The following is a 25,109-nucleotide window of genomic DNA, read 5'->3' as shown; positions in this document are numbered from 1 at the left end:
TCGCTTAGCGAATGCGGTCGCACAGCTCGGTAGCGGAGAAGAAGTAAGCGATTTCGCGGGCAGCCGAAGCTTCCGAGTCGGAACCGTGAACAGCGTTTTCGTCGATGGAAACGGCGAAGTCAGCACGGATGGTGCCGGCAGCAGCTTCTTTCGGGTTGGTGGCGCCCATCAGCTCGCGGTTGGCCAGAACGGCGTTTTCGCCTTCCAGAACCTGAACGATGACCGGGCCGGAGGTCATGAAGGCAACCAGGTCACCGAAGAAGCCGCGCTCTTTGTGTTCGGCGTAGAAGCCTTCGGCTTCGGCTTTGGACAGTTGCTTCATTTTCGAAGCGACGACGCGCAGGCCGGCTTTCTCGAAACGAGTGGTGATCTCGCCGATGACGTTCTTGGCAACGGCGTCAGGCTTGATGATGGAGAAAGTACGTTGAACAGCCATGGAAAACTCCAGAAAAATGAGTGTTGCGAAAAATTAAACCCGCGAATTATACGCGGGTTCCAGGGGATTGCCTAACCTGCAGGACGCGTTCAGTCGGCTTCTTCGATCCAGGCCGCCTGGATGGCCTCGAGCACTTTCTCACCGCCGCGTGACGGATCGTCGCTGAATTCTGGCAAGGCCAGCACCCAGCGGTGCAGATCGACGAAATTCACATAACGAGGATCGACTTCCGGCTTGCTTTCTGCAAGCTGGATGGCGATCTCAAGTACATCAATCCATTTCAGGCTCATGGGGTAAACCTCAGTGCGGCGCTTCGGCGGCGTGGTTGAGCGAATACTTGGGGATCTCGATGACCAGGTCCTGGTCAGCGACAACCACCTGGCAGCCGAGGCGCGATTGAGCCTCCAGGCCCCAGGCCTTGTCCAGCATGTCCTCTTCCAGTTCGTCGGCTTCTTCGAGCGAGTCGAAGCCCTTGCGCACGATGCAGTGGCAAGTGGTGCAGGCCTTGACGCCGCCGCAGGCGCTTTCCATCTCGATGTGATGGTCGTGGGCCAGCTCCAGGATGTTGGTCCCGGGCTCGACTTCCACGGTCAGCCCTTCGGGGCAGAACTTCTCGTGCGGCAGGAATGTCACCAGCGGCATCGGTTACTCCTCGATCTCATTCAGGTTGCGCCCGGCCAGTGCGGCTTTGACCGTCGAATCAAGGCGACGGGCGGCAAATGCGTCGGTCACCTGCGACAGACGCTTGGTCTGTTGCTCGATGGCTGCGCCATCGGTGCCGGCCAGCAAATCACGTAGTTCTTGCATCTGGAATTCGATGGCGTCGCGCTCGTCACTGCTGAGCAGGCGCTCGCCGTCGGCGTCCAGGGCGCCCTGTACCGCTTCGAGCAGGCGCTCGCCGTCAACCTGGTGCTCGCGCAGCTGGCGGGCCTGCTTGTCGGAACCTGCGTGTTCGAAGGAGTCCTTGAGCATGCGGGCGATTTCGCCGTCGGTCAGGCCATAGGACGGCTTGACCTGGATGCTGGCTTCCACGCCCGAGCCCAGCTCGCGTGCGGCGACGCTGAGCAGGCCATCGGCGTCGACCTGGAAGGTGACGCGGATCTTTGCCGCACCGGCGACCATGGCCGGGATGCCACGCAACTCGAAGCGCGCCAGCGAGCGGCAATCGCTGATCAGCTCACGTTCGCCCTGCAGCACGTGGATCATCATGGCCGACTGGCCATCTTTATAGGTGGTGAACTCCTGGGCACGCGCCACCGGGATGGTGGTGTTGCGCGGGATCACCTTCTCCATCAGCCCGCCCATGGTCTCAAGGCCAAGCGACAGCGGGATGACATCCAACAGCAGCAGTTCGCCACCTTCGCGGCGGTTGCCGGCCAAGGTATCGGCCTGGATGGCGGCACCGATGGCCACCACCTGGTCGGGGTCGATCGAGGTCAGCGGGGTGCGGCCGAACAGTGCTCCGACGGCTTCACGCACACGCGGTACGCGGGTCGAACCACCGACCATGACCACGGCACTGACTTCTTCCAGCTCGATACCGCTGTCACGCACGGCGCGGCGGCAGGCCTTGAGGCTGCGGGCCACCATGGGCTCGATCATGGCTTCGAAACCGGCGCGGCTCAACTCGCCCTGCCAGGTGCCATGGCTGACGCTGACCACGTCGGCGTCGGTCAGGGCTTCCTTGGCGGCGCAGGCGGTCTGCAACAGTGCGCGCTGGGTGGCCGGGTCCAGGTCGGATGACAGCCCGGCCTGCTCGATGATCCAGCCAGCGATGGCGTGGTCGAAGTCGTCACCGCCCAAGGCGGTATCGCCACCGGTGGCCAGCACTTCGAATACGCCGGCAGTCAGGCGCAGGATGGAAATGTCGAAGGTACCGCCGCCCAGGTCATAGATGGCCACCACGCCTTCGGCGTTCTGGTCCAGGCCATAGGCCACGGCAGCGGCGGTCGGCTCGTTGAGCAGGCGCAGCACGTTCAGGCCGGCCAGACGCGCAGCGTCCTTGGTGGCCTGGCGCTGGGCATCGTCGAAATAGGCCGGCACGGTGATCACCGCCCCCACCAGATCCCCACCAAGGGTGGCTTCGGCACGCTCGCGCAGCACCTTGAGGATATCGGCGGACACTTCCACCGGGCTTTTCGGCCCCTGCACGGTGTCGATGAACGGCATGTGCGACTCACCGCCAACGAAGCGGTACGGCAGCTGCTCGCCCAGTTGCTTGACGTCGGCCAGGCCGCGCCCCATCAAGCGCTTGACCGACAGCACGGTGTTCAGCGGGTCGCTGGAAGCGGCATCGCGTGCAGCCTGCCCCACTTCGTTGCGCCCTTCGAGGTAGCGCACCGCGGACGGCAGAATGACATTGCCCTGCGCGTCGGGCAGGGGCTCGCTACGGCCGCTGCGCAGTGCGGCGACCAGGGAGTTGGTGGTACCCAGGTCGATCCCCACCGCCAGGCGGCGCTGATGCGGCTGAGGGCTTTGACCGGGTTCGGCAATCTGCAGTAGGGCCATGCTTATCTGAATACCTTAGGTGCTATCACGGGCAGCACCGGGTTAATCGTCGAGGCGCTCTTCCAGTTGGCGCACTTCTTGGGCGAGCTTGTCGAGGAACTGCATGCGGCGCATCAGGCGTTCGGCCTTGTCGCGCTCGCCTGGGGCGTCCCAGCAGGCGGCAAAGTCCTCGTTCAGCGTGTCCTGGGCGACCTTCAGGCGCTTCTTGAACACGGCCACGCCATCGAGGTCGGCTTCGTCCTGCAGTTCTTCGAGCTCTTCACGCCACTGCATCTGCTGCAACAGGAAGTCAGGGTCGTGGACCGTGACCTCCTGAGGCACTTCGTGGCCGCCGATGGCCAGCAGGTAGCGGGCGCGACGCGGCGCACTGCGCAGTGTCTGGTAGGCGTCGTTGAGGGCCGCGGACTTTTCCAGCGCCACGCGCTGCTCGCGCTCGGAGGCGTCGGCAAAGCGGTCGGGATGGACTTCGCGGGCCAGCTCGCGATAGCGAGTGGCCAGCTTGTCGAGATCCAGGCGGAAGCTTGGCTGGAGGTCAAACAATGCGAAATGACAAGGAGTACCCACAGCCAGCCTCAAACGTTGAAGCTTTCGCCGCAGCCACACTCACCGCGCACGTTGGGGTTGTTGAACTTGAAGCCTTCGTTCAACCCTTCCTTGACGAAGTCCAGTTCGGTGCCATCGAGGTAGACCAGGCTCTTGGGATCGATGATCACCTTGACGCCATGGTTCTCGAACACCTGGTCCTCGTCCGCCAGCTCGTCGACGAACTCCAGCACGTAGGCCAGGCCCGAGCAACCGGTGGTGCGCACGCCCAGGCGAATGCCTTCGCCCTTGCCGCGCCCTTCCAGGGAACGCCGCACGTGGTTGGCGGCGGCTTCTGTCATGCTGATAGCCATCAGGACTCCTTACCTCGCAACAGGCGACTTAGATCAAGCCTTTCTTCTGCTTGTAATCGCGTACGGCTGCCTTGATGGCATCTTCGGCGAGTACCGAGCAGTGGATCTTGACCGGCGGCAACGCCAGTTCTTCGGCCAGCTGGGTGTTCTTGATGGTCTCGGCTTCGTCCAGGGTCTTGCCCTTCATCCACTCGGTGGCGAGGGAGCTGGAAGCGATGGCCGAACCGCAGCCATAGGTCTTGAACTTGGCGTCTTCGATCACGCCCTGCTCGTTGACCTTGATCTGCAGGCGCATCACGTCACCGCAGGCCGGGGCGCCGACCATGCCGGTACCGACGTCCGGGTCTTCGGCGTTCATCTTGCCGACGTTGCGCGGGTTTTCGTAGTGGTCGATGACCTTTTCACTGTATGCCATGGTGCAATTCCTTCCTCATCAGGGAGCCGCTCTTGCCGGCGACTGCTTAGTGGGCGGCCCACTCGATCTTGGAGATGTCAACGCCGTCTTTGTACATGTCCCACAGCGGCGACAGCTCACGCAGTTTGTTCACGGCCTCGCAGACTTTCTGCGCGGCGTAGTCGACTTCTTCTTCGGTGGTGAAGCGGCCGAAGGAGAAGCGGATCGAGCTGTGCGCCAGCTCGTCATTGCGGCCCAGGGCGCGCAATACGTAGGACGGCTCGAGCGACGCGGAGGTGCAGGCCGAACCGGACGATACGGCGATATCCTTCAGCGACATCAGCAGCGATTCGCCTTCGACGTAGTTGAAGCTCAGGTTCAGGTTGTGCGGTACGCGGGCAGTCTTGCTGCCGTTGACGTACAGCTCTTCGAGGTCCGAGACCTGCTTGAAGAAGCGGTCGCTCAGGGCCTTGATGCGTACGTTTTCCGCGGCCATTTCCTGTTTGGCGATGGCGAAGGCTTCGCCCATGCCGACGATCTGGTGGGTCGGCAGGGTGCCCGAACGCATGCCGCGCTCATGGCCACCGCCGTGAATGATGGCTTCCAGGCGTACACGAGGCTTGCGGCTGACGTACAGTGCGCCGATGCCTTTCGGGCCGTAGACCTTGTGCGCCGAGAACGACATCAGGTCGACCTTCAGCTTTTGCAGGTCGATTTCGACCTTGCCGGCCGATTGCGCGGCGTCAACGTGGAACAGCACGCCGCGCGAGCGGGTCAGTTCACCGATGGCGGCGATATCGTTGATCGAGCCAACTTCGTTGTTCACGTGCATCAGCGAAACCAGGATGGTGTCGTCGCGCAGCGCCGCCTCGACCATGGCCGGGGTGACGATGCCGTCTTCGCCTGGCTCGAGGTAGGTGACTTCGAAACCTTCACGCTCCAGCTGGCGAGCGGTATCCAGGACCGCCTTGTGCTCGATCTTGGAGGTGATGATGTGCTTGCCCTTGGTCTGATAGAAGTGCGCGACGCCCTTGAGTGCGAGGTTGTCGGACTCGGTGGCACCGCTGGTCCAGACGATTTCGCGCGGATCGGCGTTGATCAGTTCGGCAACCTGGCGGCGACCGTTCTCGACCGCTTCCTCGGCTTTCCAGCCAAAGACGTGGGAGCGCGAAGCCGGGTTACCGAAGTTCCCGTCGACCAGCAGGCAGTCGGCCATCTTCTGGGCCACGCGTGGGTCGACCGGGGTGGTCGCGGAGTAATCGAGGTAGATCGGCAACTTCATTTGTCTCTCCTATCAGGCGGTGGCGTCGCTCGTCGTCCCGGTGGGATCAATCGACGGCGGACGTCTCAATCTTGTCCAGCTGGGCGGTTCGGCCTGCGACACGACGCAGGTCCTGGCGCTGGGCGACTTCCTGCACCTCACGGCGCATGACGAGGTCGGCCAGGCTTATACCGCTGAGGAATTCATGGATCTGCTGGCTGAGGTCGCACCACAGGTGGTGGGTCAGGCAGGTATCACCGGCATGGCAGTCCCCGAGGCCCTGACAACGGGTGGCATCGACCGATTCGTTGACCGCATCGATGACCTGGGCCACCTGGATGGTTTCCATGCCCCGCGACAGCTGGTAGCCACCGCCTGGACCACGCACGCTGGAGACCAGGCTGCTGCGACGCAGCTTGGCGAACAGCTGTTCCAGATAAGAGAGGGAAATGCCCTGGCGCTCGGAAATGTCGGCCAAAGACACCGGCCCATGCTGCGCGTGCAACGCCAGGTCGAGCATGGCGGTCACGGCGTATCGGCCTTTGGTAGTCAGTCGCATGGCTATTGGGTACCACGGGAGTTACAGGATGTGAGCGAGTATGCGATTCCCGAGCATTTAAGTCAACTATTAGACCTAGTGCTTTAGTCGGGTTTGCATCGGGGAGGCGGGCGCGATTGTAGCAGACAGGGGGCGTGAGCACACGCCCCGTATGTCACCATGATTTCAGCGCGGCGCAATCAATGTGACTGAGTGTCGCGCTGAGCCACCTGGGCAACTTCCTTGAAGTCATCTTCCGGCAGGGCTGGCAGTTCCTTGGCGCAGTAATCACTGCCCATCTTGGTCAGGGCGCCGCACATGCCCTCCAGCCGTTCGTCGACTGCCTGCAGGTGGTCGAGCATCTGGCCGATGGCACGGGCCACCGGGTCGGGCATGTCGCCACTGACGCCATAGGCATCGAAGCCGATCTTCTCAGCCATGGCCTTACGCTTGGCCTCGACCTCGTTGTCTTCGCTCTTGACGATGATTCGCCCGGGGATACCAACCGCCGTAGCCCCGGCCGGCACGGCTTTGGTCACCACCGCATTGGAACCGATCTTGGCCCCGGCGCCGACGGTGAACGGGCCCAGCACCTTGGCCCCCGCCCCTACCACCACACCGTTTTCCAGGGTGGGGTGTCGCTTGCCTTTGTTCCAACTGGTGCCGCCCAGGGTCACGCCCTGGTAAAGGGTGACATCGTCGCCGATCTCGGCGGTTTCGCCGATGACGATGCCCATGCCGTGGTCGATGAAGAAGCGCCGTCCGATGGTGGCGCCGGGGTGGATCTCGATGCCGGTCAGCCAGCGGCCGAAGTTCGACACCAGGCGGGCCAGCCACTTGAAATCACGCTTCCACAGGGCATTGCCCAGGCGGTGCAGCCAGATGGCGTGCATGCCTGGGTAGCAGGTCAGCACCTCAAAGGCGTTGCGCGCAGCCGGGTCACGGTGGAATACGCTTTGGATATCTTCACGCAGGCGTTCGAACATCTGTCAGTCCTTCCGTTTATGCGGCTCGCCCCGGACCACTTTCTGGGTCTCGGTGAGGATGCCGCGCAAAATGCTCATTTCCGAACGCTCGACCGCCACCCGCCCATACAGCCGGCGCAGGCGCGGCATCAGGTGCTTGGGCTTTTCGGGGTCGAGAAAGCCGATACCGACCAGGGTCTTCTCCAGGTGGTCGTAGAACAGCTCCATTTCGTCCATCGTCGCCAGCTCGCTGGCGTCAACCTTCTCGACTTTGCCCGGCGCTGCACCGGCGGCAAGCCAGGCCATGCGCACCTCGTAGGAGAGCACCTGGACAGCGGCGGCCAGGTTCAGCGAGCTGAAGTCGGGGTTGGAGGGAATGTGCACGTGGAAGTGACATCGCTGCAGTTCTTCGTTGGTCAGGCCGGCATGTTCACGCCCGAAAACCAGGGCGATTTCCTCGCCACCGTTGGCATGCTCCACCGCCTTGGCCCCGCACTCGCGCGGGCCGATCAGCGGCCAGGGGATGCTCCGCTCGCGGGCGCTGGTGCCCATTACCAGGTTGCAGCCGACCAACGCCTGCTCGAGGCTGTCGACCACCTGGGCATTGTCCAGCACATCGTCGGCACCCGAGGCTCGGGCACTGGCATCCACGGCGGGGAACTCTTTCGGCTGCACCAGCACCAGACGCGACAAGCCCATGTTTTTCATGGCACGTGCAGCGCCGCCGATGTTGCCGGGGTGGCTGGTATTGACCAGAACAACACGAATATTTTGCAGCAAGGTGTTGTGCTCACAGATGCAGGAATCAGGGCCTTCGATCTTACAGAACCGACAGACGTAACGCCATGAAAGCAAATGTGACACTTCTGCCGCCAAAGTTTTCTGCTAGAATGATCGGCTTTCTTCTTTAACATCTCCAGGTGACCCGCCCATGCAGCCTATGCTGAATATCGCCCTGCGCGCCGCTCGCAGCGCCAGTGAACTGATTTTCCGCTCCATCGAACGCCTGGATAGCATCAAGGTCGATGAGAAAGAGGCCAAGGACTACGTCTCCGAAGTCGATCGCGCCGCCGAGCAGAGCATCGTCAACGCCCTGCGCAAGGCCTACCCGAACCACTCCATCCAGGGCGAGGAAACCGGCCTGCACGCGGGTAGCGGCGAAGAAGGCAAGGATTACCTGTGGATCATCGACCCGCTGGACGGCACCACCAACTTCCTGCGTGGCATCCCGCACTTCGCGGTCAGCATCGCCTGCAAATACCGTGGCCGCCTTGAGCACGCCGTGATCGTCGACCCGGTTCGCCAGGAAGAATTCACTGCCAGCCGCGGCCGTGGCGCCCAGCTCAATGGTCGCCGCCTGCGTGTCAGCTCGCGCACCAGCCTGGAAGGCGCCCTGCTGGGTACCGGCTTCCCGTTCCGTGACAGCCAGATGGCCGACCTGGACAACTACCTGGGCATGTTCCGCGCCCTGACTGGCCAGACTGCCGGTATCCGCCGCGCCGGCTCCGCCAGCCTGGACCTGGCCTACGTGGCCGCCGGCCGTTTCGACGCATTCTGGGAGTCAGGCCTGTCCGAATGGGACATGGCGGCCGGCGTGCTGCTGATCCAGGAAGCGGGCGGCCTGGTGAGCGACTTCAACGGCGGCCATGACTTCCTCGAGAAGGGCCATATCGTTGCGGGCAACATCAAGTGCTTCAAGGCCGTGCTGACCGCTATCCAGCCGCACCTGCCAGAGAACATGAAGCGCTAAGCGCGGATTGCCGGCAAACAAAAAAGCACCCCTCGGGGTAATGCCAGTCAGTTAAGCTGACTGGCATTTTCATTTTCGGGTCGGATATTTTGCAGGGCGCTGCTTCACCACTCTGGGGAACCATCGATCGGGTCGCCGATGGGGTAGGACATACTGAGCCGCTGACGCCTGCAGATCTGCCAAAAAACCTGGCAAGTTGCCGGGATGGTTTAATGACGTGCCATGCAGCAAGCCCAGAATCGCCCAGCTACAAGCGGTAAAGCTCATCTCGCATGGGTACACGCCTGGGCACTGTCTCGACATCTGCACCATCTGATAACGCAATAGGTTGTAGCCCAACAGCACGCCCCACAGCTCTTGCGCAATCATCTCCGGCGTCTTGCTTCTCAGGGTGTATTCGCCCCCCAGAAGTCCTTGTTTGATCTCCCGATAACCCAGCTCGATTTCCCAGCGCTGACTGTAAAGATCAACGATCTCATCGCCAGGGAAGCGCTGCGCATCGGTCATTGAGGTCAAGACACTCACAACCTTTCCTTTGATTGTTTTGCTCAGCAGTCGTGCCCGCATTTCCAGCGGCAAGCCTGGCCATTGCTTGCGGGCCTGGGGCGATGTGCGCAGGACGACCACGGCATCGTTGCGTCCTAGCGTGTGTTCCACCTCGTACTGAGTGCCCTTTTTCACAGGGATCAGCCAGTGTCGATGCTCACCTTGTGACTGCCAGTGGTGCAGCAAGCCCAACGAATAGAAACCTTTATCGAACAGGGTCAGCGAGTGGTTCGGCGTGGTCGCGATCAGCTGCTCTGCCAGCTTCATTTCACTACTGTGGTAGCTCTCGAAAGTGCTGTTTATCAGTAAGTGGCTGGTCAGCTCCATCTGGCAGACCATCCTAACCTGAGGAAAACCGCCATCCCCATGCTGATTGGTAGCGCCCCCGTAAAACGCACGGTTTTCAGCTGTGTCAGGCGTACTCCAGACAACACCGTCCACACCAAGCAGCGTCAAGCCCAACCAGTGCGGGTGCTTGGTTTCTTCGTGCCACCGCTGCTGAGTGAGCGTGAAAACTTCACGTACAGCTTCACTGCCCAGTCGCTGCCGCCCTTGTACAACAGCACTGGGGGCCACCAGAGGCCTCTTGCCCGGCAGCATGATGTCCATGTGGTTTACGACATCCCAAGCCGACATACGGCGGAACAGCGCCATGCCGATGATGCACCACACCAGGCTCTCAAGCGGGAGGCGTCGCTTGCGAATGGTCGCGACACCTGCCGTCTCAAAAGCTTGTTGCACAAGATCAGGATCGAGCAACGCCCCCAGCCCCTCGAGGGCATGTGGCCGCGATGCCATTTCGTGAGTGAGGGAGAGGGCTTGTGACAGGCGCATAAAAAATCCGATGCTCGTTTCCAAGCATCGGATTTTGCGGCCTACGGGCTAAAGCTCAAAGCGTCAGTCTTAACTGACTGGCATTACCCCTCGGGGTGCTTTTTTTATGCCTGTCGAAGCCATGCGGCCTTACTGGCCGGCTTCACTCAGGATCAGCTTGCCATTCTTGTCCAATGGAATGGTCGAACCGGGCTCGTGATCCATCTTCACCTGCCCGACCTTGTCGCCGATGGTGTACTTCACGTTGTAGCCCACCACCTTCTCACTGATATCGTTGACCGTATTGCAGCGGGTTTGCGTGGTGGTGTAGGTGTCACGCTCCTGCATGCCCTCCTGCACCTTGTTACCGGCATAACCACCACCGACCGCACCGGCAACGGTGGCGATCTTCTTGCCGCTACCACCACCGATCTGGTTACCCAGCAGGCCACCGGCAATGGCGCCCACCACGGTACCGGCGATCTGGTGCTGGTCCTTGACCGGCGCCTGACGCGTCACGGCGACGTCCTTGCAGACCTCACGGGGGGTTTTTACCTGTTGTTTGATCGGTTGCACGTCGGTGACCTGTGCATATTCAGGCCCCTTGTTGACCAAGCTGTAGGTCGCGACAGCACCTCCGGCAGTCACACCGACAGCACCCAGTACCGCACCCACAAGCATTGATTTGTTCACATGAACCTCCTGATCATCACCCGCGGGTCCGACCCGCCTTCTCCCAGCCTTGGAGTAAAAAAAAAGGCGCGAGTTCAACACTCGCGCCTTTTTGGCCGCCAAACGGCGTGGAGCACGCCCTATGGACGGTCGTCCACACCATCGGTCTTGGCTGGCGGGATCAGGTCTTCACTGCTCAGGTTCAGCCAGATCAGTACCACGTTGGCGATATAGATCGACGAATAGGTACCGGCCATGACGCCGATGAACAGTGCCAGCGAGAAGCCGAACAGGTTGTCGCCACCGAAGAACAGCAGCGCGGCAATGGCCAGCAAGGTCGAAACCGAGGTGGCGATGGTCCGCAGCAGGGTCTGGGTGGTGGAAACGTTGATGTTCTCGATCAGCGAGGCCTTGCGCATGACGCGGAAGTTCTCGCGCACCCGGTCGAACACGACGATGGTGTCGTTCAGCGAGTAGCCGATGATCGCCAGCACCGCTGCCAGCACCGTCAGGTCGAAGGTGATCTGGAAGAACGACAGGATACCCAGGGTCACCACCACGTCGTGGATCAGCGAGACGATCGCGCCCACGGCGAACTTCCACTGGAAGCGGAAGGCCAGGTAGATGAGGATGCCGCCCAGGGCCAGAAGCATGCCCATGCCACCCTGGTCGCGCAGCTCTTCACCCACCTGCGGACCAACGAACTCGACACGCTTGACCTTGGCCGGGTTGTCGCCGCCAGCCTTCTGCAGGGCTTCGGCCACCTTGTTGCCCAGCTGCGGGTCATCACCCGGCATGCGCACCAGCAGGTCGGTGGTGGCACCGAAGCTCTGCACTACTGCTTCGTGGAAGCCGGAATTGACCAGCTCGGCACGCACCGCCTTGAGGTCGGCCGGGCGCTCGTAGGTCAGCTCGATCAGCGTACCGCCGGTGAAGTCCAGGCCGAAGTTCAGGCCCTTCTGCCACCAGCTGAACAGAGCCAGCACGGTGAGGAGCACGGTAACGGCGAACGCGACATTGCGCACGCCCATGAAGTTGATGGTTTTCATCGCAGCTCCCTCAAACCCACAGCTTCTTGATGTCACGCCCGCCGCAGGTCAGGTTGACCATTGCACGGGTCACCATGACGGCGGTGAACATCGAGGTGAAAATCCCGAGGGACATGGTGACCGCAAAGCCCTTGACCGGGCCGGTACCCATGGCGAACAGGATGCCGCCGACCAGCAGGCTGGTCAGGTTGGCGTCGATGATCGCGGTGTAGGCGCGGTTGAAGCCTTCATGAATGGCGCGTTGCACCGACATGCCGGCGTTCAGCTCTTCGCGGATACGCGAGAAGATCAGCACGTTGGCGTCCACCGCCATACCCATGGTCAACACGATACCGGCAATACCCGGCAGGGTCAGGGTGGCGCCCAACAGCGACATCAGTGCCAGCAGCAGGACCATGTTGCCTGCCAGGGCGATGGTGGCGATCACACCGAAGGCGCGGTAGATGGCGATGATGAACAGCGAGACGAACAGCATGCCCCACAGCGACGCATCGATACCCTTGGTGATGTTGTCGGCACCCAGGCTTGGGCCGATGGTACGCTCTTCTGCAAAGTACATCGGCGCAGCCAGGCCACCGGCACGCAGCAGCAGGGCCAGTTCGGACGATTCGCCCTGGCCGTTCAGGCCGGTGATGCGGAACTGGCTGCCCAGCGGCGACTGGATGGTCGCCAGGCTGATGATCTTCTTCTCTTCCTGGAAGCTCTGTACGGCAACGTCCTTCTCGACGCCGTCGACGGTCTGCTTGACGTAGCGGGTGACCGGCTTCTGCTCGATGAAGATCACCGCCATGCTGCGGCCGACGTTGCTGCGGGTAGCGCGGGTCATCAGCTCGCCACCGTGGCCATCCAGGCGGATGTTCACCTGCGGGCGACCTTGTTCGTCGAAGCTGGCCTGGGCGTCGGTTACCTGGTCACCAGTGATGATCAGGCCGCGCTCGACCGCGGCGGAACGGCCGCCTTCACGGAACTCGAACACCTCGGTGGTGGCCTTGGATGCGCCTGGCTCGGCACCGAAGCGGAACTCCAGGTTGGCGGTTTTACCCAGGATACGCTTGGCTTCGGCAGTGTCCTGCACGCCTGGCAGCTCGACCACGATGCGGTTGGCGCCCTGGCGCTGTACCAGCGGCTCGGCCACACCCAGCTCGTTGACCCGGTTGCGGACGGTGGTGAGGTTCTGCTTGATCGAGTATTCGCGGATCTCGGCGACTTTCGCCTGGGTCAGCGCCAGACGCAGCACGGCGAGCTCGTTGCGCTCGGTGGTGGTCAGGTCGAAGTCATTGAAATTCTTGCGGATCAGGGCACGCGCCTGTTCGCGGGTAGCATCGTCAGCGAAGCCCAGCATGATGCCGCCATCCTGCTGAGGCAGGCTGCGGTAGCGGACGCGCTCTTTGCGCAGCAAGGTCTTGACCTCGCCTTCGTAGACTTTCATGCGGGCGTTCATGGCCTTGTCCATGTCCACTTCCAGCAGGAAGTGCACACCACCGGACAGGTCCAGGCCCAGCTTCATCGGGCTTGCGCCCAGGTTGCGCAGCCATTGCGGGGTAGTCTGGGCCAGGTTCAGGGCCACGACGTAATCATCGCCCAGTGCCTTGCGCACTACATCCTTGGCTGGTAGCTGGTCTTCCTGATTGGTCAGGCGGATCAGCCCGCTGCCCTTCTCACCCAGGCTCACGCCCTTGACGGCGATCTTGGCATCGCCCAGCGCCTTGCTGACGCGGTCGAGGTCGGCCTGGTTCACCTGCAGCGCCGAGCTGGCACCACTGATCTGTACCGCCGGATCATCCGGGTAGAGGTTGGGAGCGGAATAAATAAAACCGATCGCCAGTACCAGCACGATCAGTGCGTATTTCCACAGAGGGTATTTGTTCAGCATCACGCCGCCCGTTCAAGACGCGGGGCGCTTTGCGCGCCCCGACTGGAAAAATGAAACCGGTAACTCAGATAGCCTTGAGCGTACCTTTTGGCAGGGTGGCCGCGATGGCACCCTTCTGGAACTTCAGCTCGACGTTGTCGGAAACTTCCAGGACCACGAAATCATCGGAAACCTTGACGATCTTGCCAGCGATGCCGCCGTTGGTGACAACTTCGTCACCCTTCTGCAAGTTGCTCAGCAGGTTCTTCTGCTCTTTTGCACGCTTGGCCTGCGGGCGCCAGATCATCAGGTAGAAGATGACCAGGAAACCGACCAGGAAAATCCACTCGAAGCCGGTACCGGCTGGGCCGGCGGCAGGTGCAGCGGCGTCCGCGTAAGCGGCGGGGATCAAGAAGCTCATTGGGCACTCCTAATGTAATTTTCTAATAATGGATGCAGACAGTCAGTCCAAAGGCGGCACAGGAAGCCCGCGCTTGGCGTAGAAGGCGTCGACAAAGGCGGCCAATTTACCTTGTTGAATAGCCTCGCGTAAACCGGCCATCAAGCGCTGGTAATGGCGCAAGTTGTGGATGGTATTCAGCATGCTGCTCAGCATTTCGCCGCACTTGTCCAGGTGATGGAGATAGGCGCGGGAGAAGTTGGTGCAGGTGTAGCAGTCACAGGTCGGATCCAGCGGCGAATCATCGTGGCGATGGAACGCATTGCGAATCTTGATCACCCCTGTATCGACGAACAGATGACCGTTGCGCGCGTTACGCGTCGGCATCACGCAGTCGAACATGTCGACGCCGCGGCGCACACCCTCAACGAGATCTTCCGGTTTGCCTACCCCCATAAGGTAACGAGGTTTGTCAGCAGGCATCTGGCCCGGCAGGTAATCCAGCACCTTGATCATTTCGTGCTTGGGCTCGCCCACCGACAGGCCACCGATGGCCAGGCCGTCGAAGCCGATGTTTTCCAGGCCTTCCAGCGAGCGCATGCGCAGGTCCTGGTACATGCCGCCCTGGACGATACCGAACAGCGCCGCAGTGTTGTCGGCGTGGGCGTTCTTCGAGCGCTGGGCCCAGCGCAGCGACAGCTCCATGGACGCGCGCGCCACATCGTGCTCGGCCGGATACGGGGTGCACTCGTCGAAGATCATCACCACGTCCGAGCCCAGGTCACGCTGCACCTGCATCGACTCTTCCGGGCCCATGAACACCTTGGCGCCATCGACCGGCGAGGCGAAGGTCACGCCCTCTTCCTTGATCTTGCGCATGGCGCCCAGGCTGAACACCTGGAAGCCACCGGAGTCGGTGAGGATCGGGCCTTTCCACTGCATGAAGTCGTGCAGGCCGTTGTGCTTCTTGATCACCTCGGTGCCCGGGCGCAGCCACAGGTGGAAGGTGTTGCCCAGGATCATCTCGGCGCCGATGGCTTCGATGTCGCGTGGCAGCATGCCCTTGACCGTGCCATAGGTGCCCACCGGCATGAATGCCGGGGTCTCCACGGTGCCACGTGGGAAAGTGATGCGGCCACGACGGGCCTTGCCGTCGGTGGCCAGCAGTTCGAAGGACATTCGACAGGTGCGACTCATGCTTGATCCTCGGGCCCGCGTGGCGCCGGATTGCGGGTGATGAACATGGCATCACCGTAACTGAAGAAGCGGTACCCCTGCTCGACCGCTGCCGCGTAGGCGGCCATGGTCTCGGGGTAGCCGGCGAAGGCCGAGACCAGCATCAGCAGCGTGGACTCCGGCAGGTGGAAGTTGGTGACCAGGGCGTCGACCACATGGAACGGCCGGCCCGGGTAGATGAAGATGTCGGTATCGCCACTGAAGGCCTTGAGCACGCCATCGCGCGCTGCGCTCTCCAGCGAACGCACGCTGGTGGTGCCGACTGCGATTACCCGGCCACCACGGGCGCGGCAAGCCTCGATGGCATCGACCACCTCCTGGCTCACTTCAAGCCACTCTTTATGCATGTGGTGGTCTTCGATCTTGTCGACCCGCACCGGCTGGAAAGTGCCCGCGCCCACGTGCAAGGTGACGAAGGCACGCTCTACACCCTTGGCGGCAATCTTCTCCAGCAACGCCTCATCGAAGTGCAAGCCTGCGGTCGGTGCGGCGACTGCACCGGCTCGTTCGGCGTACACAGTCTGGTAGCGCTCACGGTCGGCGCCCTCGTCGGGGCGGTCGATGTACGGCGGCAGCGGCATGTGGCCGACACGGTCGAGCAGCGGCAGCACCTCTTCGGTGAAGCGCAGCTCGAACAGCGTGTCATGGCGTGCGACCATTTCGGCCTCGCCGCCGCCATCGATGAGGATGACCGCGCCTACCTTGGGCGCCTTGCTGGCGCGCACATGGGCCAGCACCCGATGGCTGTCGAGCACGCGCTCGACCAGCACTTCCAGCTTGCCGCCGGAAGCTTTCTGGCCGAACAACCGCGCCGGGATCACCCGGGTGTTATTGAACACCATCAGGTCGCCGGGGCGCAGGTACTCGAGCAGATCGGGGAATTGCCGGTGCGCCAGCGCGCCGGTTGGCCCATCGAGCACCAGCAGACGGCTGCCATGGCGCTCGGCCAACGGGTGGCGGGCGATCAGGGAATCGGGGAGTTCGAAGGAAAAATCGGCGACGCGCATGATGATGTTCGGTTCGGCAGGGCCGGGAAGTTTAGCCCAATGTGTGAAAATTGACCATGAAAGCCGATTGACCGACCAGCGGTGGCTCTCTATACTGCGCGCCACAAGCCCTGATGGCGGAATTGGTAGACGCGGCGGATTCAAAATCCGTTTTCGAAAGGAGTGGGAGTTCGAGTCTCCCTCGGGGCACCAAGATCCGGAAAAAACCGACCTTATGGTCGGTTTTTTTTTTTGCCCGTCCGGTCAGCGCCAGCGATCCAGCTGCCCCTGGGCACGGCTGCTGAAAATCGTCAGCAGCTCGCTCAATGTATGCGGTGACGGTTCGGCAGTGCGGGTGACCGCATACAAGGTAATCGGCAGCGCCGGGGCCAGCGGCCTGATCGCGGTCGCCCCAGGCGCCGCGCCAAGTGCGGTGAAGGGATCGATCACCGCCAGCCCAGCACCGGATTCGACCATCGCCCTGGCCAGTGAATAGGTTTGCACCGCGATGCTCACCCGTGGCGGCGGCTCCACCGCCTTGAGGTAGCTTTCGAGGCGCACCGACAGCGGGTCGGCGCTGGACAGCCCGATCATGGGCGCACCGGCCAGTGCCGCCAACGGCAGCGGCTTGCCTTCATCTTCCAGTGGCCAATAACCTGCCGGTGCCAATGCCACCAAAACCCCGCTGGCCAGCGCCTGAGCCTTGAGCGCAGGGTGATCTGGCTGTTGCAAGGTCAGGGCGACATCGATCTCCCGCATCAACAGGTTCTGCACCAGTTCGCGACTGTGGGCGCTGGACAACTCGCAGGCGATATCCGGATAACGCTGGGTCCATTCATGAATGGCCGGCGGCAGCAGCGACAGGGCCAGTGCCGGAGTCGCACCGATCCGCAGGCTGTGGCCTGGCGCGCGACGCAGGCTTTGCGCCAGGCGTCGCACCCCTTGCAGGCTCTCCGTTACCTTGTCGACCTCACGCTCCAGCTCCAGCGCTTCGGGCGTGGGCTGCAGCTTGCCGCGCACCCGCAGGAACAACGGGAAGCCCAGTTGCTGCTCGGCGTGCTGCAGAACCTTGGTCACGGCAGGTTGGGAAACGTGCAGCAACTGTGCGGCACCGCTGACCGAGCCGGTCTGGCGGATGGCCTGGAAAATCTCGATATGGCGAAGGCGCATGGCAAGTCCATAACCTTTGTTTATGGCTCAGCGATCTTTATTCATTTTTCGCCACCTGTCACCTGGCCCTAACCTCAGCCTCGTTCCAACCACGACCAAGGACTGACATGGCTCAGCATGTATGCATCATCGGCGGTGGCGTCATTGGCCTGTCAACCGCTTACGCACTGGTACGCGACGGCTTTGACGTGACGCTGATCGAGGCTCGCGATTCGTTGGGCAGTGAAACCAGCTTCGCCAACGGCGGCCAGCTGTCCTATCGGTACGTGGCGCCCCTGGCCGACGCAGGTGTGCCATTGCAGGCCATTGGCTGGATGCTGCGCGGTGAGTCGCCGCTGCGATTGCGCCCGCGCTTCGATCGTGCCCAATGGCGCTGGATGGCAGCATTCCTTGGTGCTTGCCGCTCCTCGGTCAACCGCGCCAACGCAGGCCACCTGTTGCGCCTCGCGCTGTTGAGCCAATCGACCTTGCAAACCTGGCGAGAAGAGGATGGCCTGGACGGTTTCAACTGGCGGCGCAACGGCAAGCTGGTCACCTTCCGCCAGGCCAGCAGCTTCGAACATGCGCGCAAGAACCTTGCCGCGCCCCAGCAACAACAGGTGCTGTCACACGCCGACTGCACCCGTCTGGACCCGGCACTGGCAGAGGCGCCCTTTGTCGGCGCCATCTATACCCCGGATGAAGAAGTCGGCGATTGCCACAGCTTTTGCCAGCAACTGGCGGCGCGCCTGCAGGCGTCGGGACGCTGCAAGTTCCGCCTGGGCCAGGCGGTGTCCGCAATTCGCCATGCGCATGGCGTGGTGAATGCGATTGAACTGGACGACGAGGTGCTGCCGGTGGAGCACCTGGTGGTTGCGGCCGGCCATCGCAGTGCGTTGCTGGCACTGCCGGGCATCGACCTGCCGCTTTATCCACTCAAGGGCTATAGCCTGACATTACCGATCGGCGCACAGCACAAGGCGCCGGACCTGAGCATCACCGACTACGATCGCAAGATCGTCTACGCCCGGATTGGCGAACAGCTGCGGGTGGCGGCGATGGTCGACATTGTCGGTTTCGATCCGTCGCTGGACCCCAAGCGCCTGGCCCTGCTAAAACGCCAGGCCCGCGAAACCTTCGCCAATGCTGGTGACTACGACTACGCCATCGAATGGGCCGGCATGCGGCCGGCGACCCCCAGCGGCGTACCGCTGCTGGGCGCAACGGCGTATCGCAATCTGTGGCTGAACCTCGGCCATGGTGCGCTGGGCTTCACCCTGGCCTGCGCCAGTGCACGATTGCTCAGTGAACTGATCGGCCAGCGCCGCCCCTCCATCGACCTGCAGGGTTTTACGCCCCGCGCAGCTTGAACGCTAACTCCTTAGAAGGACCACCCGATGACCATTAACCGTATCCAGCCCAATCCACGCTTGTCCGGCGCCGTGACCTTCGGCGACCTGGTGTTTCTCTCTGGCCAGGTGCCGGACGACGCCACCGATGCCGGCGGCCAGACTCGCCAAGTGCTGGAAAAGATCGACGCATTATTGGCCGAGGCGGGCAGCGACAAGGATCACTTGCTCAGCGCGACCATCTACCTGAAGGACATCGGTAAAGATTTCGCTGCGATGAATGAAGTGTGGTCCGCCTGGTTGTCGCCCGGCCAGGCACCAAGTCGCACCACCTTGCAGGCCGAACTGGCGCGTCCGCAGGTGTTGGTGGAAATAACCGTTATTGCAGCACGTCGCTAACCCCTCACCTACAACGGAGAATAACAATGCGAAAAATCACGTTGATCGGCTGCACCCTTGGCCTGTTGCTAGGCACCCAGGCCCATGCTGACGAAGCAGCGCTGGGGCCTACCCTGAGCAAGATTGCCAGAGCCAACAGCATTACCCTGGGCTATCGCGATGCTTCGGTGCCGTTCTCCTACGTGGGAGACCATTCGGGACAACCCATGGGCTACTCAGTAGACCTGGCGAAAAAGATCGTCGAGCGGGTACAGCAAAAGCTGGCATTGCCCCAGCTCAAGGTGAAGTACAACCTGGTGACATCGCAAACCCGCATTCCGCTGGTACAGAACGGTACCGTTGACCTGGAGTGCGGCTCGACCGGCGTCACCGCAGAGCGCCAGAAGCAGGTGGCGTTTTCCTACGGGTTCATCTATGTCAAAGGTCAATTACTGACAGCCAAAGACAGCGGAATCAAGAGTTTCACCGACCTGCGCGGCAAGAATGTGGTAACCACTGCAGGCACCACGAACGAACGCTATCTGAAAAGCTACAACGTCGATAACAAGATGGACATGTACGTGATCAGCGCCAAGGACCATGGTGAAGCCTTCCAGATGTTGCAGTCCGGCCGGGCGGCGGCGTTCTACATGGACGATGCGCTGCTCTACGGCGAACGCGCCAAGGCTCGCGATCCGCACAACTGGGTGGTGGTCGGGGAAGAGCAGTCGCGGGAAATCTACAGCTGCATGGTGCGCAAGGATGACCCGCAGTTCCTCGCGCTGGTGAACGCGTCGCTGGGCGAACTGTACAGCTCAGGGGAAATCAACGGGATCTACCAGCGCTGGTTCGAACAGCCGATTCCGCCTAAAGGCTTGAACCTGGAGTTCCCGATGACCAGCGAACTCAAGGCCATCTTTGCCAAACCGGTGAGTGATCCGGTGCAGTAGCTTCTGCTCCCCGCTCATACCCATGAAGATTACGGGCCGGCAGTGACCTGCGAGCGCGTTACTGCCAAAAGTCGCTACTGCGTGAGCGTTACCACCACAGTAGCGACCCCCCCCCACTGGTTAGTCGGAAGCTTTATCCGTCACCAAGGTTTGAGGATTGCTACTCCCCCATACGGTAGTAGCAAGGTCCACCAGCAAAGTTCCGCTGAGTTCTTCAAGTTCACTCTGGGTAATTTCGCTGTCTCCTTGTTTACCGTTACGGCTCATGCCACCTGCGCTCAAGGCCAGGTGGACCTTCTCAGTCGCTGCCCATGTTTTTCTGCAATAGCGGCCATTTGTCGAGCATAATCGAGGCTACTGACCAGCTCCTCCATCTTGTACGGCAATGCCCCTTCCACCTCGGCCAACTTGCAATGCTGCCAAGGTGATACTCAGGGATATGTCAAACCGTCACATGGATCACGCAACCGCTTTGTCTGCCAGCGCCCAGCCCTCAGGCCGTAGCGTGTGCCAGTCACTGACCTGTTGATAAGCATGGCCAATGCGCAGAATCAGCGGTTCGGCGAATGCCCGCCCCACAATCTGCATCGAGACCGGCATGCCTTTCTCATCGAACCCGATGGGCACCGCCACCGAACACAGGTTCAGCAAGTTGGCGAACCGTCCCAACAAGGCCAGCGGTGTGCCATATTCATCGACCTCATCCAGCGGCACACTGCCAATAGCGTTGGTCGGGAAAACGCAGGCGTCTATGTTGGTCATGGCCTCCTGCATGGCATGCCGAGCGGCACGGCGCTGATTATGCAACTGGATGTACGACGCTGCGTCGATGTCGCGACCACTGAGTATGCGACGTTGAACATGGGGATCGAAACGCAGATCGTCGCGCTCGAACAAGCTACCCAGGCTGGCATAACCTTCGGCGCTCATCAGTCCACCAGCGATGCGCATGCACTGTTCCAACGTGGTGGGTAGGGGTTGCTCTATCAGTTGCACGCCCAACGCGGCCAGCTGCTCGAGCCCCAAATCGTAAGCCTTCAGCACCCCGGGCGCGACATGCGCTCGTTCGGCCTGTGGCAACACCCAGATGCGCAAACCGGCTACCGGCTTATTGAGACCGTTAGCGGCGCTGAATACAGGCGCCTGGGCCGAAACCGGATCCAGCGGGTCTGGCCCCAGCAATGCATCCAGCATCCACGCCGCATCCTCAACGGTATGAGTGATAGGCCCTACCGAATCCAGCGAAGGACACAGTTCGATCAAGCCATGGCGACTGATAAGCCCACGCGTGGTTTTCAGCCCGACCAGGCCGCACATGCCCGCTGGAATTCGTACCGAACCACCGGTATCGGTGCCCAACGCAGCGCTCGCCAATCCACTGGCCACGGCCACTGCCGAACCGCTGCTTGAGCCCCCCGGAGCGTGATGCACGTTACGGTCCCATGGGTTCCATGGCGTGCCCATCACCGCATTGGTGCCCCAGCCGCCGAAGGCGAATTCGACGGTATGGGTCTTGCCAAGAATTATTGCACCAGCACGTTCCAGGCGTTGCACTGCAGTGGCGGTCACCCTCGAAACACGCGGTTGCTGTGCCACTGACCCGCCCGTGATGGCCTGGCCATCGATCTCGAACAAGTCCTTGATAGCCAGAGGAATGCCATGCAGCGGTCCCAGGTGTATACCGGACGCACGCTGGCGATCAGCGGCGATGGCTGCGCTCAAAGCGCGCGAAGGATAGGTCTCGACATAGGCATTGAGCTGCTCGTCAAAGTGCTCGATGCGCGCCAGTTGCGCACGAACCAGCGCTTCGCTAGTCAGCGATCCCGCCTGCAGTGCCTGCTGCAACTGGGCAATGCTGTGGGAAGTAACTCGATCCATGATGCTCATATGTTCAACCTCGCACGGTTTTGCGCCCGCGTGAAAAGTGCTTTTCAAGCACGCGCGACAGCATTGAAAGAGGGAAGGCGATAACAAAATAGAAGAGTCCTACCAGCAGGAAGACATGCATTGGCAGGAAGGTTTCCGAAGCGATGGCCCGCGCGGCCAGCATCAACTCATCGGTGGCGATCAGAGCGCACAATGAGCTGTCCTTGAGGATCGACACGTAGGCGTTAAGCAGTGGTGGCAGTATGACGCGAATCACTTGCGGCAGGATGACGGTAGTAAACGCTCTGAGCGGCGTCAGTCCGATGGCGATAGCGGCTTCGCGCTGGCCGCGATGCAGCGAATCCAGGCCGCCACGAAGGATTTCCGCAACGTAAGCGGCACCCTGCAACCCCAGACCGATGGCCCCGGCCCAGTAGCCGGACAACGTCAACCCCAGGCTGGGCAATGCGAAATACAGGGCCAGCAGCAACGCCAGAAGAGGCACAGCGCGCATGCTCTGAATAAAGAACGCTGCCAGCCGTTTCAGGATGACACTCGGACTTCTCATCGCCCAGACCAACAACGCCCCCAGCACGACTGCCAGGGCGAACCCCACCAGGGACAATTCGGCAGTGATCCGTGCCCCGAGCAACAGGCGAGCACTCCAGTCGCTCCAGTACTCTGGGTACTGTTGAAAAAAGCTGATCATCGCGCGCTCCCAAAATGACGTTCGAGGCGAATGAATCCCACACCGATCGGTAGAATCATCGCGGCGTAGATGCACATCACAGCCAAATAGATCAGTGAAGTCTGGAAGGTGGATGTCACCAGATTGCGCGCCAGGAACATGATTTCCGGCACGGCGATGGCCGAGGCGATGGACGTGTCCTTGATCAATTGCGTGACGTAGTTGGCGAACGCTGGCAACGTCACGCGCAGGGCCTGGGGCAAGAGAATGCAGCGCAAAATCTGCATCCGGCTCAGCCCCACAGCCAACCCGGCTTCATGCTGACCGACATGCAGCGACTGCAAGCCGCTACGGAAAATATCGGCCAACACCGCGCTGCCCACCAGACTCAATCCAACGATGGCGGCCAGCCACGCGGGCAAGTTGATGCCAAGGTAGGAGAGACCGAAATAGATCAGGAACAAATGAGCCAGCGCAGGAACATTGCGCATCCACTCAATGAAACAGCCGATCACCCCATGCAACACCCGTGATCGACTGAACGTCAGCAACACCGCCAGCACTACCCCTCCGACACTCGCCAGCAGCAAGGTACATAGCGCGATTTCCAGGGCGGTGAGCGCGCCTTTGAACAACAGAGGCAGTAGCCCGACAAAGACCTCGAAGTTCGCCATCAAGCGCCCTCCATGGCCATGCGCCCAAGAAAACTGCGGGTGCGCTCATGGCTTGGGTTGTCGATTACATGCGCCGAAGGCCCTTGCTCGATTATGTGTCCGCCATCCATGAAGATCACCCGATCCGCCACATCCCGAGCGAAGCGCACTTCATGGGTCACCATGATCATGGTGCGGCCCTCTTGCGCCAGCTCACGAATCACGGCCAGTACTTCCCCCACCAGTTCAGGGTCCAGTGCCGAGGTCGGCTCGTCGAACAGGATGACCTTCGGTTGTTGGGCCAACGCGCGGGCGATAGCGACTCGCTGTTGTTGTCCACCGGACAACTGCTCGGGGTAGACCTCGGCCTTATGCCGCAGATGGACTTTTTCCAGCATGGCATCGGCCAGCTCATAGGCCAGCTTTCGCGGCATACCCTGTGCCTTGATCGGCCCCAGCGCAACGTTGTCGCGTACGCTCAAATGTGGCCAGAGGTAAAAGAGCTGGAACACCATCGCGATCTCGCGACGCTGCGGAGCCATTTCCCGATCACTCATCAGACGTGTGCGTTTACCGTCCTTGACCTGGCCGATCAACTCATCCCCCAGCCAGATATCACCTCGAGTGGGTTTTTCCAGGTAATTGATGCAACGCAGGCACGTGGACTTTCCCGACCCGCTGGGGCCGATCAACGACAGGGTTTCCCCTGCTTTCAACTCCAGGTTGATCCCTTTGAGTACTTCCAGATCACCATAACTTTTGTGCAGGTCATGCACTCGCAGCAACGCAGGTTCGGACGGGGTCGACATCTTGGTTAACCTCTTTTTTTATAGACATGGCGATGAACCGGCACCGGCTACCAGGCCGATTGATCCGCTCAAGCGCTTACTTGCAGCCGGGCAGTTTCCAGTCCGCCGGACGGTCGACCCCCTGCCTCAGGTCCTTGCCTTCCGGCACATACCAGACATCCTGAGTCAGGCCGTAGTGGGCACCGATCTTGCGCATTTCACAGCTTTTCCAGAGGGTCTGGATCTGTTCGTTCACGGCAGCCACAAGCTGCGGGCTGGCCTCTTTGTTGAAGCCGTAAACCACCTGACCTAGCCCCGTCAGCAGTGGGAAATTCGGATCGTTGTCGGTGAAGGCGTTGAAACGCAGGTGCCACTGCTCGTTGCGAAAAATGGCGTATTGCATGACTGGAGGATCACCGATCACTGCATCGATGCGTCCGGCGAGAAGATCGCGCACCGCAGCATCGGAGGTGTCGTACAACGCAACTTGCAACCCTTCGATCTTGCGCATCTCTGGGATGAACGAGAAACCGGTGATGGTGCCGACCTTCTTGCCCTGCAAATCTTTGAGGCTGCTCCAGTTGGTCTTGTCGGTCTGGGTGATGCCGTTCTTGAAATAGTGAATCGGGTCACTCACGGTCATGATCTTCGCGCGCTGCTCGGTCCAGCCCATGGTGCCGGCCATGACATCCACGCGGTTAGCTTGTACCGAAGCGATGGTGCTGGCCCAGTCCATCAAGGCAGGCTTGACCTTCAAGCCCAGCTTCTCAGATATTTGTTGAAGGATTTCACCGTCATAGCCAACCATCCGGCTGTCTTGATAACCGGTCCCCGGCATATCGCCAGTGAACGCGATGGTCAGGCTTCCAGGCTCTACCGTTTCCAGTGCGAATGCCGGCACCGGGGCCAGCATGGATACCAGCAAACCCGCGTAGATACCGGCAAAACGTCGAACGTTGGGCTTCTTCATCACGTGCTCCCAGATT

Annotated in this window: 29 protein-coding genes and 1 tRNA gene; 5 read left to right on the top strand and 25 right to left on the bottom strand. The window is 61.2% G+C overall.

From position 1 onward, the window contains the following. Positions 1-4 precede the first annotated feature (4 nt). From ndk to trmJ, 11 genes are all read right to left on the bottom strand, one after another. Positions 5-436, bottom strand: coding sequence for a nucleoside-diphosphate kinase (gene ndk / locus M1D87_RS04640; protein ID WP_013971021.1), 432 nt, complete (start codon positions 434-436; stop codon positions 5-7). 89 nt (positions 437-525) lie between these two features. Next, positions 526-726 (bottom strand): Fe-S cluster assembly protein IscX, encoded by a 201-nt coding sequence (gene iscX, locus M1D87_RS04635; protein ID WP_003257859.1) that lies wholly within the window; start codon positions 724-726, stop codon positions 526-528. A gap of 10 nt (positions 727-736) precedes the next feature. After that, entirely contained in the window at positions 737-1,078 is a 342-nt protein-coding gene (fdx, locus tag M1D87_RS04630) for an ISC system 2Fe-2S type ferredoxin (RefSeq protein WP_025337773.1), read from the bottom strand. Positions 1,079-1,081: 3 nt separating this feature from the next. Continuing rightward, entirely contained in the window at positions 1,082-2,944 is a 1,863-nt protein-coding gene (gene hscA, locus M1D87_RS04625) for a Fe-S protein assembly chaperone HscA (protein WP_123085208.1), read from the bottom strand. Positions 2,945-2,986: 42 nt separating this feature from the next. Continuing rightward, a complete protein-coding gene (gene hscB, locus M1D87_RS04620) occupies positions 2,987-3,508 on the bottom strand; it encodes a co-chaperone HscB (RefSeq protein ID WP_015269012.1) in 522 nt (173 codons plus the stop codon). A gap of 8 nt (positions 3,509-3,516) precedes the next feature. After that, on the bottom strand, positions 3,517-3,840 hold the full coding sequence (gene iscA / locus M1D87_RS04615; RefSeq protein WP_003257854.1) for an iron-sulfur cluster assembly protein IscA: 324 nt from the start codon (positions 3,838-3,840) through the stop codon (positions 3,517-3,519). Between the two features lie 28 nt (positions 3,841-3,868). Beyond that, positions 3,869-4,255 carry a Fe-S cluster assembly scaffold IscU gene (gene iscU / locus M1D87_RS04610; protein ID WP_003248539.1) on the bottom strand — a complete coding sequence of 129 codons (387 nt, stop codon included), beginning with the start codon at positions 4,253-4,255 and terminating at the stop codon, positions 3,869-3,871. Positions 4,256-4,301: 46 nt separating this feature from the next. Continuing rightward, positions 4,302-5,516: an IscS subfamily cysteine desulfurase gene (locus M1D87_RS04605; RefSeq protein ID WP_013971017.1), complete on the bottom strand. Its 1,215-nt coding sequence runs from the start codon at positions 5,514-5,516 to the stop codon at positions 4,302-4,304. Between the two features lie 46 nt (positions 5,517-5,562). Continuing rightward, entirely contained in the window at positions 5,563-6,054 is a 492-nt protein-coding gene (iscR, locus tag M1D87_RS04600; RefSeq protein WP_008092572.1) for a Fe-S cluster assembly transcriptional regulator IscR, read from the bottom strand. Between the two features lie 179 nt (positions 6,055-6,233). Continuing rightward, positions 6,234-7,019, bottom strand: a complete 786-nt coding sequence (gene cysE, locus M1D87_RS04595) for a serine O-acetyltransferase (RefSeq protein WP_013971015.1) — start codon at positions 7,017-7,019, stop codon at positions 6,234-6,236. 3 nt (positions 7,020-7,022) lie between these two features. Next, positions 7,023-7,778: a tRNA (cytosine(32)/uridine(32)-2'-O)-methyltransferase TrmJ gene (gene trmJ, locus M1D87_RS04590; RefSeq protein ID WP_031325634.1), complete on the bottom strand. Its 756-nt coding sequence runs from the start codon at positions 7,776-7,778 to the stop codon at positions 7,023-7,025. A 151-nt stretch (positions 7,779-7,929) separates the two neighbouring features. Between trmJ and suhB the strand changes: the two genes are divergently transcribed. Beyond that, positions 7,930-8,748: a type III secretion system regulator SuhB gene (suhB, locus tag M1D87_RS04585; protein WP_003257850.1), complete on the top strand. Its 819-nt coding sequence runs from the start codon at positions 7,930-7,932 to the stop codon at positions 8,746-8,748. A gap of 69 nt (positions 8,749-8,817) precedes the next feature. On the opposite strand, the gene M1D87_RS04580 is transcribed toward suhB, so the two are convergent. From M1D87_RS04580 to queA, 7 genes are all read right to left on the bottom strand, one after another. Next, positions 8,818-10,128 (bottom strand): IS4 family transposase, encoded by a 1,311-nt coding sequence (locus tag M1D87_RS04580; RefSeq protein WP_024086280.1) that lies wholly within the window; start codon positions 10,126-10,128, stop codon positions 8,818-8,820. Positions 10,129-10,257: 129 nt separating this feature from the next. Beyond that, positions 10,258-10,800, bottom strand: a complete 543-nt coding sequence (locus M1D87_RS04575; protein ID WP_013971012.1) for a glycine zipper 2TM domain-containing protein — start codon at positions 10,798-10,800, stop codon at positions 10,258-10,260. 119 nt (positions 10,801-10,919) lie between these two features. Then, positions 10,920-11,828, bottom strand: coding sequence for a protein translocase subunit SecF (secF, locus tag M1D87_RS04570; protein WP_013971011.1), 909 nt, complete (start codon positions 11,826-11,828; stop codon positions 10,920-10,922). 10 nt (positions 11,829-11,838) lie between these two features. Next, on the bottom strand, positions 11,839-13,701 hold the full coding sequence (gene secD / locus M1D87_RS04565) for a protein translocase subunit SecD (RefSeq protein WP_085720781.1): 1,863 nt from the start codon (positions 13,699-13,701) through the stop codon (positions 11,839-11,841). 64 nt (positions 13,702-13,765) lie between these two features. Further along, positions 13,766-14,101, bottom strand: a complete 336-nt coding sequence (gene yajC, locus M1D87_RS04560) for a preprotein translocase subunit YajC (protein WP_003259111.1) — start codon at positions 14,099-14,101, stop codon at positions 13,766-13,768. A 42-nt stretch (positions 14,102-14,143) separates the two neighbouring features. Beyond that, positions 14,144-15,259, bottom strand: coding sequence for a tRNA guanosine(34) transglycosylase Tgt (gene tgt / locus M1D87_RS04555; RefSeq protein ID WP_013971009.1), 1,116 nt, complete (start codon positions 15,257-15,259; stop codon positions 14,144-14,146). Positions 15,260-15,273: 14 nt separating this feature from the next. Continuing rightward, complete coding sequence (queA, locus tag M1D87_RS04550) at positions 15,274-16,323, bottom strand: tRNA preQ1(34) S-adenosylmethionine ribosyltransferase-isomerase QueA (protein ID WP_013971008.1); 1,050 nt, start codon at positions 16,321-16,323, stop codon at positions 15,274-15,276. 107 nt (positions 16,324-16,430) lie between these two features. Between queA and M1D87_RS04545 the strand changes: the two genes are divergently transcribed. Continuing rightward, positions 16,431-16,515: transfer RNA gene (locus tag M1D87_RS04545), tRNA-Leu, on the top strand. Positions 16,516-16,566: 51 nt separating this feature from the next. On the opposite strand, the gene M1D87_RS04540 is transcribed toward M1D87_RS04545, so the two are convergent. Further along, a complete protein-coding gene (locus M1D87_RS04540; protein ID WP_013971007.1) occupies positions 16,567-17,472 on the bottom strand; it encodes a LysR family transcriptional regulator in 906 nt (301 codons plus the stop codon). 107 nt (positions 17,473-17,579) lie between these two features. On the opposite strand from M1D87_RS04540, the gene M1D87_RS04535 reads away from it, so the two are divergent. From M1D87_RS04535 to M1D87_RS04525, 3 genes are read left to right on the top strand one after another with little or no spacing between them, the layout of a single operon-like run. Then, positions 17,580-18,821, top strand: coding sequence for a D-amino acid dehydrogenase (locus M1D87_RS04535; RefSeq protein ID WP_123084942.1), 1,242 nt, complete (start codon positions 17,580-17,582; stop codon positions 18,819-18,821). Between the two features lie 27 nt (positions 18,822-18,848). Then, on the top strand, positions 18,849-19,199 hold the full coding sequence (locus M1D87_RS04530) for a RidA family protein (protein ID WP_013971005.1): 351 nt from the start codon (positions 18,849-18,851) through the stop codon (positions 19,197-19,199). Positions 19,200-19,225: 26 nt separating this feature from the next. Continuing rightward, positions 19,226-20,128 carry a transporter substrate-binding domain-containing protein gene (locus M1D87_RS04525; protein WP_013971004.1) on the top strand — a complete coding sequence of 301 codons (903 nt, stop codon included), beginning with the start codon at positions 19,226-19,228 and terminating at the stop codon, positions 20,126-20,128. A 120-nt stretch (positions 20,129-20,248) separates the two neighbouring features. Here M1D87_RS04525 and M1D87_RS04520 read toward each other — a convergent pair whose 3' ends face one another. The 6 genes from M1D87_RS04520 to M1D87_RS04495 all read right to left on the bottom strand — a co-directional run bounded on the left by M1D87_RS04520 (position 20,249) and on the right by M1D87_RS04495 (position 25,093). Beyond that, positions 20,249-20,395 (bottom strand): hypothetical protein, encoded by a 147-nt coding sequence (locus tag M1D87_RS04520; RefSeq protein WP_178119459.1) that lies wholly within the window; start codon positions 20,393-20,395, stop codon positions 20,249-20,251. A gap of 192 nt (positions 20,396-20,587) precedes the next feature. Then, positions 20,588-22,015 carry an amidase gene (locus M1D87_RS04515; protein WP_123084941.1) on the bottom strand — a complete coding sequence of 476 codons (1,428 nt, stop codon included), beginning with the start codon at positions 22,013-22,015 and terminating at the stop codon, positions 20,588-20,590. A gap of 4 nt (positions 22,016-22,019) precedes the next feature. Further along, entirely contained in the window at positions 22,020-22,703 is a 684-nt protein-coding gene (locus tag M1D87_RS04510) for an amino acid ABC transporter permease (RefSeq protein WP_013971002.1), read from the bottom strand. Then, positions 22,700-23,356: an amino acid ABC transporter permease gene (locus M1D87_RS04505; RefSeq protein WP_013971001.1), complete on the bottom strand. Its 657-nt coding sequence runs from the start codon at positions 23,354-23,356 to the stop codon at positions 22,700-22,702. Before M1D87_RS04505 ends, M1D87_RS04510 begins: the two co-directional genes overlap by 4 nt. After that, the gene (locus tag M1D87_RS04500; protein WP_013971000.1) at positions 23,356-24,144 is read right to left on the bottom strand and encodes an amino acid ABC transporter ATP-binding protein; all 789 of its coding nucleotides are present in this window, start codon (positions 24,142-24,144) and stop codon (positions 23,356-23,358) included. Before M1D87_RS04500 ends, M1D87_RS04505 begins: the two co-directional genes overlap by 1 nt. 76 nt (positions 24,145-24,220) lie before the next feature. Continuing rightward, entirely contained in the window at positions 24,221-25,093 is an 873-nt protein-coding gene (locus M1D87_RS04495; protein WP_123084943.1) for an ABC transporter substrate-binding protein, read from the bottom strand. Positions 25,094-25,109: the final 16 nt, after the last annotated feature.

It is taken from the genome of Pseudomonas sp. SA233, from assembly GCF_054792385.1.
This window is presented reverse-complemented; position numbering and strand designations above follow the sequence as displayed.